This window comes from Streptomyces galbus, assembly GCF_005280195.1.
In the GTDB taxonomy this organism is placed as follows: domain Bacteria; phylum Actinomycetota; class Actinomycetes; order Streptomycetales; family Streptomycetaceae; genus Streptomyces; species Streptomyces galbus.
The window spans coordinates 190,952-206,696 of record NZ_SZPR01000025.1; the positions used below are offsets into that span (position 1 = coordinate 190,952).

Consider the following 15,745-nt stretch of genomic DNA (forward strand, 5'->3'; position numbering starts at 1 on the left):
GGGCGGCTACCGGGGCGACCACAGGGGACGCGCCCCCGGGACCGGCGACCCGGTCGCGCGTCACCACGCCAGTTGCGCGATCTCCTCCGCCACCACCGCGCACGCGTCCGCCACCGGGTCGATCAGCGGGAAGTGGCCGACGTCCTCCAGCAGCGTCAGTCCCACGACCTCGCCCGCCTTGGCCGCGGCGTCCGCGTACGCCTCGGCGACCGCCTGCGGGACCACGCGGTCGGCGCGCCCCTGGACGAGCGTCGTCGCGATGCCGGTCGGCAGCAGCAGGGCCGGGTCGGCGTACGGCCGACGCTGCTCGAACAGGTCGTCGGCGCCCAGCAGTTGGCGTGCGGCGCCTCCGCACACGTCCAGCTTGTCGGCGACCGCGAGGTCGGCGATCGGGGCCAGCGCGACCACGCCCCGCAGCGGCGCCGGGCGGTCCGTGCGCCAGGGGGCGTCGGCGGGCAGGAGGTGCCGGGCGGCCGCCCACAGGGCCAGGTGGCCGCCGGCCGAGTGCCCGACGAGGACCGTGCGGCGCGCGTCGCCCTGCGGCAGCACCTCGCGCACGAGCGCGGGCAGGGCGTCGAGGGCGGCGGCGACGTCGTCGAAGGTGTCGGGCCAGCGGCCCGCGGCCGGGGCCGTGCCCGCCGCGCCCACCGCGCCCACCGCGCCCGCCGTGCCTTCGGGGGTGTCTGGGGTGTCTGGGGTGTCGGGGGTGTCGCCGCCCCGCCGGTACTCCACGCTGGCCACGGCGAAGCCCCGCCGGGCCAGGAAGTCGGCGAACGGGGTGACGTGGCGCCGGTCGTGCGCGGCACGCCAGGCTCCGCCGTGCAGGACGACCACCAGCGGCACGGGGCCGCCGGGGCCGACCTGCACGCGCGGGGCGTAGAGGTCGACGACCTGGTCGGGCAGATCGCCGTAGGAGGCGGTGGCGTCCGGATCGACGGGCGGGTGCGAGAAGGCCGACCGCTCCTCGGCGGCGGCCCGGGCTGCGGCGACGTCGTCCGGCATGCTCCAACCTCTCAGCGGTCACGTGGACTTGGCGGTCCAGGCGAGTACGGGCCGGCGGGGGACACGGCCGTTGGCCGGGACGGTACCAGGCCGGTGACGTGCGCGGACACGCGGATGTCACGCAGGGTGAGGCCAGGGCGGTGCCGTGACCGGGCGGCCGCACGGACGGTCACCGCACACGCGCGTGCCGCCACCGTCCGCGCGCGTGCCGCCGCTGCCCGTCCGCTACTCCGCCCGGCCCCCCGCCACCTCGTCCAGCACCTCGCCGAGCACCTCGCCCAGCACCCGCGCCGCGCGCTCCACGTCCGCGAACCCGACGTACAGCGGGGTGAAGCCGAAGCGCAGGACGTCCGGGTGGCGGAAGTCGCCGACCACCCCGCGGTCGATCAGCCGCTTCATGACGTCCCCGGCGTCCGCGCAGCGCAGCGCCACCTGGCTGCCGCGCTCCGCGTGGGCGAGCGGGGTCAGGCACTCCACCGCGCCCGGCGGGACGTATGCGGTCACGCACTCCAGGAAGAAGTCCGTCAGCGCCAGCGACTTGGCCCGCACCGCCTCGACCGGGACGCCCTCCCACACCTCCAGCGCCGCCTCCAGGGCGAGCAGGGAGAGGATGTCGGGCGTGCCCACGCGCCCGCGCAGCGCACCGGGCGCGGGCGTGTAGGCCGGGCTCATCCCGAACGGGTCCGCGTGGGAGTTCCAGCCGGGCAGCGGCGAGTCGAAACGGTCCTGCAGCTCGCGGCGCACGTACAGGTACGCCGGTGCGCCCGGGCCGCCGTTGAGGTACTTGTAGGTGCAGCCGACCGCCAGGTCGACCCCGTGCGCGTCGAGCCCGACCGGCAGCGCGCCCGCGCTGTGGCACAGGTCCCAGACGGCGAGCGCGCCCGCCGCGTGGACGGCGGCGGTCAGGGACGGCAGGTCGTGCAGCCGTCCCGTGCGGTAGTCGACGTGGTTGACCAGCACCGCGGCGGTGCGCGCGCCGAGCGCGCCCGGCAGCTCGGCGGGCCGGACGGGACGCAGCGCGCAGCCGGTCAGGCGGGCCGCCGACTCGGCGATGTAGCCGTCCGTGGGGAAGGTGGAGGCGTCGACGACGATCTCGTCCCGGCCGGGGCCCGCCATCCGTACGGCGGCCACGAGCGCCTTGAAGACGTTCACGCTGGTCGAGTCGCCCACCACGATCTGCCCGGGCGCGGCGCCGACCAGCGGGGCGATCCGGTCGCCGATCCGCTCGGGCGCGGTCCACCAGCCGCTCTCGTCCCAGGAGCGGATGCGCAGCCGGCCCCACTGCCGGCGGACGACGTCCTCGACGCGGCCGGGGACGGCGGCGGGCAGGGCGCCCAGCGAGTTGCCGTCCAGGTAGACCGTGTCGTCCAGCTCGAACTCACCGCGCTTGGCGGCGAGTTCGTCGGTCGCGTCGAGCTTCTCGGCGCGGCGGGCGAGGTCAGACATGGGACCTCGCCGTCCACAGCTCGGGGAAGACGCTCTTCTGCGCCCGCTTCTCCAGCCAGGCGACGCCGGCGGAGCCGCCGGTGCCCTGCTTGGCGCCCATCGCGCGGCGGGTGGCGACCAGGTGGTCGTTGCGCCAGCGCCACACCAGTTCGCCCACGTCGGTCAACGCCTCGCCCAGGCGCGCCAGTTCGCCGTTCTGGTCGCCCGCGTACACGGCCGCCCAGGCCGCCTCGACCGCGTCCGACGGCTCGTAGCGCCGGGAGACGTCGCGCAGCAGCACCTCGTCGGGGATGTCGTGGCCGCGCCGCGCCAGCAGCCGGACGACCTCGTCGTACAGGCTCGGCTCGTGCAGCGCCTTCTCGAGCTCGGCGTGGACGCGGGGCGCGCCGCGGTGCGGGACCAGCATCGACGCGGACTTGTCGCCGAGCAGGAACTCCATCCTGCGGTACATCGCCGACTGGAAGCCCGAGCCGTCGCCGAGCGCCGAGCGGTAGGAGTTGAACTGCGCCGGGGTGAGCTGCCCGAGCGGCTTCCAGGAGGCGTTCAGCGCCTCCAGCTCCCGCACGGACCGCTTCAGCGCGGCGATCGCGGTCGGGATGTCGTCCTCGCGCAGGGCGCGGGCCGCGGTCTCCCACTCGTGGACCACGACGGTGAACCACAGCTCCATCACCTGGGTGGTGACCAGGAAGACCATCTCGCCGGGGTCGTCGGAGAGGAGGTGCTGGAGGTGGGTGAGGACGTCCGCCTTGACGTAGTCCTCGTACGGCGTCGTGCCCTGGAAGTCGAGATGCGGAGTCGCGGGCTCTTCGGCCTCGTGAGCCTCGTGGGACATCGCTGTCTCCTGTGTTACTCCGGGTAGCGGTCCGCCCCTGCCGTTACCGACACGGGGGCCCCGGTCCCCGCCGGGAATCCTCTTCGATGGTCCGCCGAAAAGGCAAGGCCCGCCTGACGGCGCAGACGGGCCCGGGAGCAGCGACGACGGGTCTAGCCCAGGGTCTGGGCGGCGGTCGGCGAGGAGTCCTTGAGGAACTGGGTGCAGCGCTCGTACTCCTCCTGCTCGCCGATCGCCTGCGCGGCGCGGGCGAGGGCGTGCAGGGCGCGCAGGAAGCCGCGGTTCGGCTCGTGCTCCCAGGGGACCGGGCCGTGGCCCTTCCAGCCGCTGCGGCGCAGGGAGTCCAGGCCGCGGTGATAGCCCGTCCGGGCGTAGGCGTACGACTCGACGACGCTGCCCCGCTCGAACGCCTCGTCGGCGAGGCGCGCCCAGGCCAGGGACGACGTCGGGTACTTCGCGGCGACGTCGGCGGCCGGGGTGCCGTTCGCGAGCAGCTCGCGCGGCTCGGGGTCGTCGGGGAGGTGGGTCGGGGGCGGCCCCCCGAGGAGGTTCTCGTGAATCGTCATGCGTTCCAGTCTGTCACCGGCCGCACCCGACGGAGGAACCCGGCGGCACCCCCCAGGGGCGCGGGGAACTGCGCGACCAGCCCCCACGCATCCGCACCTGACAACGCATCTGACAGCGCACCTGACACTCCCCCGCACCGCCCGACGAACCACAGGAACCCCTATCCCCGCCGCTCCCCCTCCAGCGGCGGAGCCGTGACACTCGCGTGCCGCCGGCACTCCGGCTTCCGGCACCCCGGCGCCGGACGGCGCACCGTCGCCCACGCCAGCACCGCACCGACGACGAGGACCCCGGCGCACACCGCCATCGCCCGCTGGAAGGCGTGGTCGAAGGCCGGCGCCGACCGGTACGCCTCCGGCCCCATCCCCGTCACCAGCGGCAGCGCGGCCACCGCGACCAGGCCGGCCGCCCGGGCCGCCGCGTTGTTGACGCCGCTGGCCAGGCCCGCCCGGCTCACGTCGACCGAGGCCAGGACGGTCGCCGTCAGCGGCGCGACCAGGCTGACCATGCCGAGCCCGAGCACCAGGACGGCGGGCAGCACGTCGGTGAGGTAGCGGGCGTCCTGGCCGACGCGCAGCATCAGCAGCATCCCCGCCGCGCACAGCAGCGGGCCCACGGTGAGCGGCAGGCGCGGGCCGATGCGCTCGGCCAGCTCCCCGGACCGGGCGGACAGCAGCAGCATCAGCACCGTCGTCGGCAGCAGCGCGGTGCCCGCGCCGAGCGCCGAGTAGCCGGCCACCACCTGGAGCTGGACGGCCGCCAGGAAGAAGAAGCCGCCGAACGCCGCGTACACGCACAGCGTCACCAGGTTCACGGCGGTGAACTGCCGGGACGTGAAGATGTCCGGCGGCATCATCGGTTCGGGCCGGCGCCGCTCGACGACGACGAAGGCGACGCCCGCGGCCACCCCGGCGACCGCCGCGGGAACGACGTACGGCGAACCCCCGGGAGCCTCGATCAGGGCGTACGTCACCAGCGCGAGCGCGAGGGCGCCCAGCGCGGCACCGAGCACGTCGAAGTGACCGTGGGGCGGGCGCCCGGCCACCCCGGCGTCCCGCGCCCCGGAGCGCGCGTCCGACTCGGGTACGTGCCGTACGGCGATCGGGGCGCACAGCAGGGCCAGCGGCACGTTCAGCAGGAACACCCAGCGCCAGCCGGGCCCGTCCACCAGCCAGCCGCCGAGGAACGGCCCGACGGCCGCCCCGATGCCCCCGAAGCCCGACCACAGGCCGACGGCGCGGCCCCGGTCGTCCGGGTGGAAGGACGCCTGGATCAGGGCCAGCGAGCCCGGCGTCAGCAGCGCGCCGCCGGCCCCCTGGAGCGCGCGGGCGGCCACCAGCACCCCGGCGTCCGGCGCCAGCCCGCACAGCAGCGAGGCCGCGGCGAACCACACCACGCCGATGACGAACACCTTGCGCCGCCCGTACCGGTCGCCGAGCGAACCGCCGAGCAGGATCAGCCCGGCCAGGGTCACCATGTACGCGTTGACGGTCCACTGCAGGGCCGCGAGGTCGGCGTCGAGGTCGCGGCCGATGCGCGGCAGGGCGACGTTGACGACCGTGGAGTCCAGCAGGGCCATGCTGGAGCCGAGCACGGTGGTCAGCAGGACCCACCGGCCCTGCGGGGAAGCCAGCCGGACGTCGGACATGCCCCAGGTATACAGCGAGCCCGGCGCCGAAGCACCGGGCTCACCGCGACGGAGTGGACCGCCGGTCCTCTCCTACTTGATCTTCGTGCCCGCGGAGCGCAGGTGCTGCGTGGCCTCGACGACCCGGGCGGCCATCGACGCCTCGGCCAGCTTGCCCCAGGTGCGCGGGTCGTACGTCTTCTTGGAGCCGACCTCGCCGTCGACCTTGAGGACGCCGTCGTAGTTCTTGAGGATGTGGTCGGCGATCGGACGCGTGAAGGCGTACTGCGTGTCCGTGTCGATGTTCATCTTGACCACGCCGTTCTCCAGCGCGGTCGCGATCTCCTGCTCGGTGGAGCCGGAGCCGCCGTGGAAGACGAAGTCGAACGGGTTCTGCTTGCCGAACTTGGCGGCGACGCCCTCGGCGAGCTCCTTGAGCAGCTCGGGGCGGAGCACGACATTGCCCGGCTTGTACACGCCGTGGACGTTGCCGAAGGACGCGGCCAGCAGGTAGCGGCCCTTCTCGCCCAGGCCCAGGGCCTCGGCGGTGCGGATCGCGTCGTCGACCGTGGTGTACAGGGAGTCGTTGATCTCGTGGGAGACGCCGTCCTCCTCGCCGCCGGTCGGGGTGATCTCCACCTCGAGGACGATCTTCGCGGCGGCGGCGCGGGCCAGCAGCTCCTGGGCGATCGCCAGGTTGTCGGCGAGGGTCTCGGCGGAGCCGTCCCACATGTGCGACTGGAACAGCGGGTTGCGGCCGGCCTTGACGCGCTCCTCGGAGATCGCGAGCAGCGGGCGGACGTAGCCGTCGAGCTTGTCCTTCGGGCAGTGGTCGGTGTGCAGGGCCACGGTGACCGGGTACTTCTCGGCGACGATGTGCGCGAACTCGGCGAGGGCCACGGCGCCCGTCACCATGTCCTTGCTGTACTGGCCGCCGAGGAACTCCGCGCCACCCGTGGAGATCTGGATGATGCCGTCGCTCTCCGCCTCGGCGAAGCCGCGCAGAGCCGCGTGCAGGGTCTGGGTCGAGGTGACGTTGATGGCCGGGTAGGCGAACTTGCCTGCCTTCGCCCGGTCGAGCATCTCGTTGTAGACCTCGGGGGTTGCGATGGGCATTCGTCCGCTCCTTGAGTCTGCGGGTTGGCGTTCTACGTGCTACGGCCCTGACCTAGACCTTGCGCTTCGACGTCATCGTCGAGCCCATCTTTCCAGACCTGGAGCGATGGTCCACGCGCGCGACAAGTCCAGGTCAAAGCCGCCCGTCAGTCCAGACCCAGTTCATCCTTCGAGAAGGCGAAGAGGTACGGCACCCCGGCGCCCGCCCGGATCTTCTCGTCGGCGCCGGTCGCCCGGTCCACGATCGTGGCGACCGCGACGACCTCGGCGCCGGCCTCCCGGACGGCCTCCACGGCCGTCAGCGGCGAGCCGCCCGTGGTGGAGGTGTCCTCCACCACCAGCACCCGCCGGCCCCTGATGTCCGGGCCCTCGACGCGCCGCTGCAGCCCGTGCGCCTTGGCGGCCTTGCGCACGACGAAGGCGTCCAGCCGCTTCCCGCGCGCGGCGGCGGCGTGCAGCATGGCGGCGGCCACCGGGTCGGCGCCCATGGTCAGACCGCCGACGGCGTCGAACTCCAGCTCCGCCGTGAGGTCCAGCAGCACCTGCCCGACCAGCGGCGCGGCCTCGCCGTCGAGGGTGACGCGGCGCAGGTCGACGTAGTAGTCGGCCTCCAGACCCGAGGAGAGGGTCACCTTGCCGTGCACCACGGCCTTGTCCTTGATCTGCTGGAGCAGTGCGCCCCGCGGGTCCCGCGGCGTTGCTTCGTCGACGTCCGTCATGCCGACCAGCTTAGAGGCGCCGCCAGCGCCAGGTCGTGGCGGCCTCCAGCGGCTCCAGGGGCGTGACCAGGCGCGGGAGGGTGTTCAGCCCGTCGGGCGGCCCGGTCTGCGGCTCCACGCAGACGGCGGCCTCCTGCTCGTCGTAGACGACGACCCACTCCTCGCGGCTGGCGACGTTCAGCTCGAGCTGCCCGGGCCAGGTGAGGGTGACGTCGACGCCGCCGGGCATCCCGAAGCAGTCGTCCCAGGGGCCGGGCTCCGGCTCGACGCGGTTGCCGGTGGGCAGGTGGTCGGCGCCGCGCTCCTCCTGCCAGGCGGGGCTGAAGTCGAGCGTGACGCCCGCGCCGCCGAGGGTGCGGTTGAACCAGGGGTGCCAGCCGATCTGCGCCGGGAACGACGAGCCGTACGTCTCGACGGACATCGTCAGCGTCAGCGCGTCCCCGGTCAGGGCGACCACCTGGGTGACCCGGCCGGGGTAGGGCCAGGGGTCGACCAGGTCGTACGTGATCACCGCCTCGTCCTGCGCGCGGCGGGCCACGCGCCAGGCGCCGTCGCGGACGGTGCCGTGGATGGCGTGCGGCGGGGAGTTGAGCGGCATCTGGTGGACGGTGGCGCCGTCGCGGAAGCGGCCGTCGCGGATGCGGCCGCACCACGGGACCATCGGGAAGCAGCCGAAGCGGTCGCCCTGGCGGAGCAGTTCCGTGCCGGCCACGCGCAGGCTGCCGATGCGTCCGCCGTTGGCCGGCTGTACGACCGCTTCCGCGTCGCCCGCGGTCAGCGTGATGTCTTCGTCACTCACGGGACGACCCTACTGGGCTGATCGGTGGGGGGTGAGGGGGCATCGGGCCGTTGGGGTGGCTGGTGGGGGGTTGTCGGGTGCGGGTGCGTGGTGGTTTTTCGCGCAGTTCCCCGCGCCCCTGGTAGGTGGGGGGCTGGTGGGGCGTTGTCGGGTGCGGGGGCGTCGTGGTTTCTCGCGCAGTTCCCCGCGCCCCTGGTAGGTGGGGGGCTGGTGGGGCGTTGTCGGGTGCGGGGGCGTCGTGGTGTTTCGCGCGCGTTCCTCGCGTCCTGGGGGGATCAGCGGCGGCGGCGTAGGGCTCTTGTCACCACGATGGCCGAGGCGAGGACCAGGGCCGCCGCGGGGGCCGCCCAGCGGAGCGTTTCCGTGGGGACGACCGTCTGGGGCGCCGGGACCGGGGCGTAGCGGCCGCGCGGTGGGGCGTGGTCGACCTCCTCCGCGCTGCGGCCGATCATCGTGCGGCGGGCGTGCGCGGCCTCCGCGGGGGGCTCCGGGGAGTCGGTGAAGTCGTCGTCGGCCAGCGGGTCCAGCGCCGGCGGCGGGACCTCCGCCTCGAAGACCGACGCCCGCTTCTCCGGCCCGGGGCTCTCGGGCTCCTGGGACTCTTCCGGTTCTTCGGGGTGCTCGGGGTGCTCGGATGCCTGCGGCTCCTGTGGCTCCTGCGGCTGCGCGTCGGCCAGGTTCTCCGCGAAGCGGGTCAGCAGGCGGCGGGTCGCCGAGTCCACGGCGTCGGGCGGGAGTTCGCCGATGCGGCCGTCGGCCGTCGCCGTGCCGTCGACGTGCAGGGTGGAGCCGCCGTCGGCCTCCGTGACCCGGAGGGTCAGTGCGAGGGTGACCGTGCCCGTCCCGCGGGCCTCGGTCGCGTCGCCCTCGACGGTGAACGCGTCGTCCTCGCGCGCCGCGACGCGCAGCTCGCCCCGGTAGGTGATGGTGTGGCCGCCGACGCGGACCCTGAGCCGCCCGGCGACGGGCTCTTCGGCGCCCGCGTCCCGCTGGAGCCCGGGAACCGCACGGGCCACCTGCGCGGGGTCGGCGAGGGACGCCCTCAGCCGGTCGGGCGGGACCGGAACGAACACCTCATGCTCCATGTCGCTGGAGCCTACCCAGCGGGCGTGGAAAAGCACCCGTTGTGACCGAGGTTCAGTACCGGGGGTGCACCAGGGTGGACGCCCGCAGTCCGGCCATCCGGAGCCGCTCGGCGGCCCGTGCGGCGGCGGTCAACTCGGCCTGGGTGAGCGCGTGCGGGCGGGACCCTCCGGCGGGGAGCCGCAGGGCGGGCGCGCGCTCGGCGGAGGCCAGCACGAACCCCCGGTCGCGGGGCGCCCCGGACCCGCCGGCCGTACGGGGGCTGCCGACGACGTAGGGCGCGGTGTGCAGGCCGGCGGCGCGGACCGTCGCCTCCACGGTCCAGAAGGCGCGCGGCCGGCCGGCGACCGGGCCGGCGTGCACGACGAGCCGCCCGTGCGGGGCGAGCGCGCGGCGGACAAGGCCGTAGAACTCCTCGGAGTAGAGCTTGGTGCTCTCGGTGAGGCCGGGGTCGGGCAGGTCGGCGACGACGACGTCGTAGCGGCCGGGCGGGGTGGCGCGCAGCCGGTGGAAGGCGCCGTCGACGCTGACGTGGACGCGCGGGTCGTCGTACGCGTGCGCGTTGAGGCGGGTGAGGCCGGGGTCGGTGCGGGCCAGGTGGACCACCTCGGGGTCCGGCTCGACGAGGTCCACGCGGCGGACGCCGGGCTGGGCCAGCACCTCGCGGGCGGCCAGCCCGTCGCCGCCGCCGAGGACCAGCACGCGCGCGTGGGGGCCGGCGAGGGCGGGCCGGACCAGGGCCTGGTGGTAGCGGCGCTCGTCGGCGCCGACGCGGAGGCGGCCGTCGAGGTAGAGGTCGAGGGGCCGGCCGCGGGTGCCGCCGGTCAGGACGATCTCCTGGACGGGGCTGCGCACGGCCACGCGGACGTCCGCGCCGTAGACCGCTTGGCGCGCGGCCCGCTCGAAGTCGTCGACGAGGACGGCCGCGGCGGCCAGCAGCAGGAGCGTGCCGAGGGTGGCGGCGACCAGGACGCGGCGGGCCCGGCGGGTGAGGTCGCGGCGGAACAGGCCGAGGACCAGCGCGCCGCCCGCGACGACGTTGACCGCGCCGGTGAGCAGGGAGCTGGTGAGCTGGCCCAGGAGCGGCAGCAGCAGGAAGGGGAAGGCGAGGCCGCCGACCAGCGCGCCGACGTAGTCCGCGGCGAACAGGTCGGCCACCGCACCGCCCGCGTCCTGGCGGCGGATGCGCTGGATCAGCTCCATCAGCAGCGGCACCTCGGCGCCGATGAGCAGCCCGATGGCCAGGGAGAAGGCGACCAGCAGCAGCCGCGGCCCGTCGGCCCACATGCCGCCCCAGTCGCCCGTCCAGGCGAAGACCGCGTACAGCGCCATGGCACTGCACCCGCCGATCAGCGCCAGGGACGTCTCCAGGGCGGCGAACCCGGCCGCCGCGAACCGGCGCAGTCGCTTGGCGGCGAGCGAGCCGATGCCCATGGCGAACACCATGACCGACAGCACGACGGACGCCTGGGTGACCGAGTCGCCCATCAAGTAGGAGGCGAGGGCGACCAGTTCGAGCTCGTAGACCAGTCCGCAGGCCGCGCAGACGAACACGCAGGCGAGGACCAGGAACCGCCCCGTCGCCGGCCGGACGGGCAGCCGTGCGGGAGCACGCCAGGGCGGCGGGGCGCCGGGCGGTGCGGGGGCGTGCGGGTCGATCACGACAGCGACGTTACGTCACGGGCCGGGTACCGCCTGTCACCCACACGTGTGGAACCGGAGACGCATGGGGTGTTCGGGTTTATCCCGCGCCGCTCCGTGCGCCGTCAGTCCGCGTCACCGCACACACCCCTGCTCCGCGCCGTTGCGCGCGCCGTCAGTCACCGCCACCCCCACCGCCATCGCGCGCGCCGCGCGCCGCGCCGACCGCGACGCGCGTGCCGACCCGGGTCCGGGTCGCCACGAGCTGTCCGTCCTGCGGGTACGCGTGCCAGGTGCGCCAGTGCACGTGGGCGCCCTGACGGTGCGCCAGCAGCGCGGTGAAGGCGTGCGGGCTGCCGGGGAACACCCCGACGAGGCCGTGCGGGTGGTCGGAGACCAGGGCGAGGAGTTCCTGCGCGCGGCCCGCGAAGGAGTGCGGCGGGAGCGCCTCGACGCGCGCGGCGAACTCGTACTCCCAGCCGCCCACCCGCTTGGCGACGCCCAGCGGGAGGGGCGTGCTGCTGCCCGCGATGCACGCGACCGTCTCCGAACAGCGGCCCCGCTCCTCCTCGAGGAGCACCTGGTGCGAGGCGCCGAGGAGCCGCAACTGCAGTCGGGCGCCGGCCAGTTCGAGGTCGAGCGTGGCCAGCGCGGGGAGCGGCTCGCGCCCCAGGGCCCAGGCGAGGTCGGCCGCGCGCGTGTCGGTGTAGGAGGTGTTCAGGGTCGTGAGCATGGATCGGCTCCGCTAGCACGCAAGAGGGGTAAGTCCGGAGGGAATCATGAACGCCGGTGCGGCCACAGCGTTTTTACCCAACTTCGTGTGGTTTCCATCCCTCAGGGGGCTCCCCAGCTCACCTGTTCACCCACGGCGCGCGCCGCACGTCACCGGCGTACGCCCGGCCTGCGCCGGTGACGTGACGGCCCCGCCGCGCCGGGTCAGTTGCCCCCGCCGCACCCGCCGCCGCACGAGGACCCGCCGCCGCAGGAGTGGCCGCCCCCGCAGGAGTGCCCTCCCCCGTGGTGGCCGCCCGAGCCGCAGGACGACCCCCCGTCGCTGCCGCCGGCCCACCAGCTGTTGCTGCTCCCGCCGCTCCCCCGCCGGCCCGCCGGGCGCCGGGCCCCGGCCGACGGCCGCCGCGCCGCCGCCGTGAGGCCGATGACGAGCACCACCGCGACCACCACCAGGCTGATACCGAAGATCATGGCACCGCCCTCCTTCCGATCCCCCGAAGCGGCCCCCCGTGGGCGCCCCGTGCGGTCCCCGACCGCTTGCGTGCACGGGGGATGCCCGGCCGCCCGAACGGCCAAAGCACACTTGAGGAACTCCAGAGCTTCGGCGCAGGATGGCCGGCATGACCTCCAGCGCACGCCCCTTCCTCAACCGCCGGCTCGCCGAGTTCGGGACGACGATCTTCGCCGAGATGTCGGCGCTGGCCCTGCGGACGGGGTCGATCAACCTCGGGCAGGGCTTCCCCGACACGGAGGGCCCCGAGGAGATCCGCGAGGCGGCGGTGCGCGCCCTGCGCGACGGCCGCGGCAACCAGTACCCGCCGGGCCCCGGCGTGCCCGAGCTGCGCCGCGCCGTGGCCGACCACCAGCTCCGCCGCTACGGGCTGGCGTACGACCCCGACACCGAGGTGCTGGTCACCGCCGGCGCGACGGAGGCGATCGCGGCGTCACTGCTGGCGCTGCTGGAGCCGGGCGACGAGGTGGTGGCGCTGGAGCCGTACTACGACTCCTACGCCGCGTGCATCGCGATGGCCGGCGCGCGCCGGGTGCCGGTCACGTTGCGCCCCGACGCGGGCCGCTTCCGCCTGGACCTGGACGAGCTGCGCGACGCGGTCACCGACCGCACCCGGCTGCTGCTGATCAACACCCCCCACAACCCGACGGGCGCGGTCCTCACCCGCGCCGAGCTGGCCGTGATCGCCGAGCTGGCCGTGGAGCGGGACCTGCTGGTGGTGACGGACGAGGTGTACGAGCACCTGGTGTTCGACGACGCCGAGCACGTGCCGCTGGCCACGCTGCCGGGGATGCGCGAGCGGACGGTGACGCTGGGCAGCGCCGGCAAGAGCTTCTCGTTCACCGGCTGGAAGGTCGGCTGGGTGACGGCGCCGGCCTCGCTGGTCACGGCGGTGCGGTCGGCCAAGCAGTACCTGACGTACGTGGCGTCGGGCCCGTTCCAGTACGCGGTGGCCGAGGCCCTGGCGCTGCCTGAGTCGTACTTCGCCGACTTCCGCGCCGACCTGCAGGCCAAGCGCGACCTGCTGGCCGGGGGCCTGGCGGAGGCGGGCTTCGGGGTCTACGTCCCGTCCGGCACCTACTTCGTCACCGCCGACGTCCGCCCGCTCGGCGAGGCGGACGGCGTCGCCTTCTGCCGCGCGCTGCCGGAGCGCGCGGGCGTGGTGGCCATCCCGAACGCGGTGTTCTACGACCACCGGGAGGACGGCGCGCCGTTCGTCCGGTTCGCGTTCTGCAAGCGGACGGAGGTCCTGCAGGAGGCGGTGGCCCGGCTGAAGGCACTGGCCCACGGCTGAGCGCCCGCTCCTCGGCTCTCGGCGCTCACTCCTGGGCGAAGTCGAAGCTCCGCCACAGTCCGGTGGAGCGGACCACCTCGTCCGCGGACTGCTGCGAGAGGTAGGTGCTCTCCCCGCCCTTCGGCACGGTGCAGTCGGGCGTGGTGTACAGGACGATGTTGCTCAGCATGTGGTTCTCGACGTGGGTCACGCCCTCGGGGAACCGGTGGCACGTACCGGTCGGCGGGTTCGACAGGGTCTGGACGAGCCTGTCGCCGTTGCGGGCCATGAGCTGACCGGACCCGTTGTCGGCGCAGGCGGTGAGCACGGTGCCGAGCAGGGCGACACCGGCGAGCGCGGCCGACGACCGTGGAGCGCGCATCGGTCCTCCAGTAGGGGTTGGGGGGACGGCAGCGCCGTCGTGCTGCGCCGTCGGTTTCCCCCCACCACCCACTATCCGCCGCGGTCGGCGAACCCGCCCGCCGACCGTCAGCGGGCGGGCGTCAGCAGGACCAGGGTGTCCTGCGGGCCGGCGTGCGGCGGGCCGCCCCGCGTCACGGGCTCCAGCCGGTGACCGGGGCGGACGACGAACAGCAGGTCGCCGCCGCCCGCCACGGCCTCCCGGGCGGGCACGGCCACGATGCCGGCGCCGTCGCGGTGTCTGCGGGCCAGGGCGCGGCCCGTCAGGTGCGGCCCGAACAGGACCTCGCCGCCGGCGTCCGGGGCCGCCCACCCCTGGCTGCCGGCCGCCGGTCCGACGCGGTACACCGGTCCCTCGACGCCGCCGCGCAGGATCGAGGTCGCCAGCGTGTTGAAGTCGTCCTCCGCGGTGAGGAGGTACACGCCGGTCACGCCCTCCCATTCCGCGCCGGGGCCGGTCGCGCCGGCCAGCATCTCCCCCGGCGCCAGTTCGATCCCGGCCCGCTCGATGCGGTCGCGCTGCTCGGGCGCACCGGCCCACATCAGCACCTCCATGCCGGTGGCCCGCAGGGTCGTCGCGAGGTCGACGGCCCAGGGCTCCCCGCCGACCAGGAGGGGGCGCGAGCGGGACGGGCGCACCACGCGCAGCAGCCGGGCGACGGGGGCGGCCGTCAGGCCGTAGAGGGTGACGGTGGCGACGATGACGACGAAGGTAGCCGGGAGGATCCGGGCGGCGCCGCCGATGTGCCGGGCGACCAGGGCGGACGTGAACGTCGAGGCGGTGGCGGCCGCGACGATCCCGCGGGGCGCCATCCACCCGAGGAACGTCCGCTCGGCCCGCGACAGGTCGGTGCGGGCGGTGCACACCGCGACGACGAGGGGACGTACGACGACGACCAGGAAGGCCGCCAGTCCGAGCGCGGGCAGCCCCACGTGCCGCAGCGACGCGGGGCTGATCGTGGCCGAGATCGAGGTGAAGAGCAGCCCGATGACGAGGCTGACCAGGGTCTCGAAGAAGGTCCGGCGCACGGGCACGTCGATGCGGGCCAGGTTGGCCACCGACAGGCCCATCAGGACGGCGGCGATGAGCCCGGAGTCGTCCTGCAGGACGTCGCAGGCGGCCGCCACACCGATCACCGCGGCGAGCTGGGCCGTGGTGCCGAGCACTTCCCCGGGCCGCACCAGGCGGAACAGGGCCCACAGCACGGCCGCCCCGACCACGCCCCCCGCCGCCCCCGTGCCCAGGCTGGCCAGGAAGTGCAGGACACCGCGGGCCGCCGAGGGCTGGGTGCCGGCGTCCACGGCACGGAAGACGATCGCGCCGAGGATGCCCCCGACGGGGTCGATGAGGGACCCCTCCCACACGAGGACGTGCCGCAGGCGGTCCTCGGGCCGCACGAGGGCGAGCAGCGGCCCGACGACGGTGGGCCCCGACACCACCAGCACGGCCCCCAGCGTGATGGCCGCCCCGCGGGACATGTCCAGCAGCGGGACGGCGAGGCCGGCGCCGAGGAGGCAGGTGACGGGGACGCCCAGCCAGATCAGCCGGGTGACGACCGTGCGGTTGTGGCCCTTCAGCCGGCCGAGGTCCAGGCCGAGTCCGGCGTCGTAGAGGATCACGGCGACACCGAGGGACACCAGCGGGGAGAACGCCGCGCCGAGCAGTCGCTGCGGGTCGACGACGTCGCTCAGGGCACCGGCCGCGAACCCGGCCGGCAGCAGCACGATGAGTGCGGGGATGCGCAGCACGCCGGCCAGGAGCTGCGAGCCGACGGCGAGGACCACCAGCAGGCCCACGCCGATGAACACGTCGTCCGTCGTCACGAACTGTCCCTTTCCGTGGTCCTCGGCCGGGCGCCCGCGCGGGAGGGGGAACGCGGTGGCCAGAACAGTGCATCGGCGCCGCGGACGCCGGTGCGACGCGCCCGGCCGGTCCCCTTCGGCCCCGGACGTCACCCCGGTGGCCCAGGGGCGGCA

At 74.8% G+C, this 15,745-nt stretch carries 15 protein-coding genes; 1 reads left to right on the forward strand and 14 read right to left on the reverse strand.

The window, feature by feature from the left end:
- Positions 1-60: 60 nt before the first annotated feature.
- The 12 genes from E4U92_RS28890 to E4U92_RS28945 all read right to left on the reverse strand — a co-directional run bounded on the left by E4U92_RS28890 (position 61) and on the right by E4U92_RS28945 (position 12,035).
- The gene (locus tag E4U92_RS28890) at positions 61-1,002 is read right to left on the reverse strand and encodes an alpha/beta hydrolase (protein WP_137303360.1); all 942 of its coding nucleotides are present in this window, start codon (positions 1,000-1,002) and stop codon (positions 61-63) included.
- Between the two features lie 225 nt (positions 1,003-1,227).
- Positions 1,228-2,448, reverse strand: a complete 1,221-nt coding sequence (kynU, locus tag E4U92_RS28895) for a kynureninase (protein WP_137303361.1) — start codon at positions 2,446-2,448, stop codon at positions 1,228-1,230.
- Positions 2,441-3,280, reverse strand: coding sequence for a tryptophan 2,3-dioxygenase family protein (locus tag E4U92_RS28900; RefSeq protein WP_137303362.1), 840 nt, complete (start codon positions 3,278-3,280; stop codon positions 2,441-2,443). Before E4U92_RS28900 ends, kynU begins: the two co-directional genes overlap by 8 nt.
- A 152-nt stretch (positions 3,281-3,432) precedes the next feature.
- A complete protein-coding gene (locus tag E4U92_RS28905) occupies positions 3,433-3,846 on the reverse strand; it encodes a DUF3151 domain-containing protein (protein WP_137303363.1) in 414 nt (137 codons plus the stop codon).
- 161 nt (positions 3,847-4,007) lie between these two features.
- Positions 4,008-5,495 carry an MFS transporter gene (locus tag E4U92_RS28910; RefSeq protein WP_137303364.1) on the reverse strand — a complete coding sequence of 496 codons (1,488 nt, stop codon included), beginning with the start codon at positions 5,493-5,495 and terminating at the stop codon, positions 4,008-4,010.
- Positions 5,496-5,567: 72 nt separating this feature from the next.
- Positions 5,568-6,590, reverse strand: a complete 1,023-nt coding sequence (fbaA, locus tag E4U92_RS28915) for a class II fructose-bisphosphate aldolase (RefSeq protein WP_137303365.1) — start codon at positions 6,588-6,590, stop codon at positions 5,568-5,570.
- Positions 6,591-6,736: 146 nt separating this feature from the next.
- Positions 6,737-7,309: an orotate phosphoribosyltransferase gene (gene pyrE / locus E4U92_RS28920; protein WP_137303366.1), complete on the reverse strand. Its 573-nt coding sequence runs from the start codon at positions 7,307-7,309 to the stop codon at positions 6,737-6,739.
- A 10-nt stretch (positions 7,310-7,319) separates the two neighbouring features.
- Complete coding sequence (locus E4U92_RS28925; RefSeq protein WP_137303367.1) at positions 7,320-8,108, reverse strand: aldose epimerase family protein; 789 nt, start codon at positions 8,106-8,108, stop codon at positions 7,320-7,322.
- A gap of 275 nt (positions 8,109-8,383) precedes the next feature.
- Entirely contained in the window at positions 8,384-9,193 is an 810-nt protein-coding gene (locus E4U92_RS28930) for an SRPBCC family protein (protein ID WP_137303368.1), read from the reverse strand.
- A 52-nt stretch (positions 9,194-9,245) separates the two neighbouring features.
- Positions 9,246-10,853, reverse strand: a complete 1,608-nt coding sequence (locus E4U92_RS28935; protein WP_137303369.1) for a polyamine aminopropyltransferase — start codon at positions 10,851-10,853, stop codon at positions 9,246-9,248.
- Positions 10,854-11,007: 154 nt separating this feature from the next.
- Positions 11,008-11,565, reverse strand: a complete 558-nt coding sequence (locus tag E4U92_RS28940; RefSeq protein ID WP_137303370.1) for a DUF2617 family protein — start codon at positions 11,563-11,565, stop codon at positions 11,008-11,010.
- A gap of 203 nt (positions 11,566-11,768) precedes the next feature.
- Positions 11,769-12,035, reverse strand: a complete 267-nt coding sequence (locus tag E4U92_RS28945; protein WP_137303371.1) for a hypothetical protein — start codon at positions 12,033-12,035, stop codon at positions 11,769-11,771.
- A gap of 140 nt (positions 12,036-12,175) precedes the next feature.
- Between E4U92_RS28945 and E4U92_RS28950 the strand changes: the two genes are divergently transcribed.
- Positions 12,176-13,369, forward strand: a complete 1,194-nt coding sequence (locus E4U92_RS28950) for a pyridoxal phosphate-dependent aminotransferase (protein ID WP_137303372.1) — start codon at positions 12,176-12,178, stop codon at positions 13,367-13,369.
- Positions 13,370-13,394: 25 nt separating this feature from the next.
- On the opposite strand, the gene E4U92_RS28955 is transcribed toward E4U92_RS28950, so the two are convergent.
- A complete protein-coding gene (locus E4U92_RS28955) occupies positions 13,395-13,730 on the reverse strand; it encodes a hypothetical protein (protein ID WP_137303373.1) in 336 nt (111 codons plus the stop codon).
- A gap of 107 nt (positions 13,731-13,837) precedes the next feature.
- Positions 13,838-15,592: a cation:proton antiporter gene (locus E4U92_RS28960; protein ID WP_137303374.1), complete on the reverse strand. Its 1,755-nt coding sequence runs from the start codon at positions 15,590-15,592 to the stop codon at positions 13,838-13,840.
- Positions 15,593-15,745 lie beyond the last annotated feature (153 nt).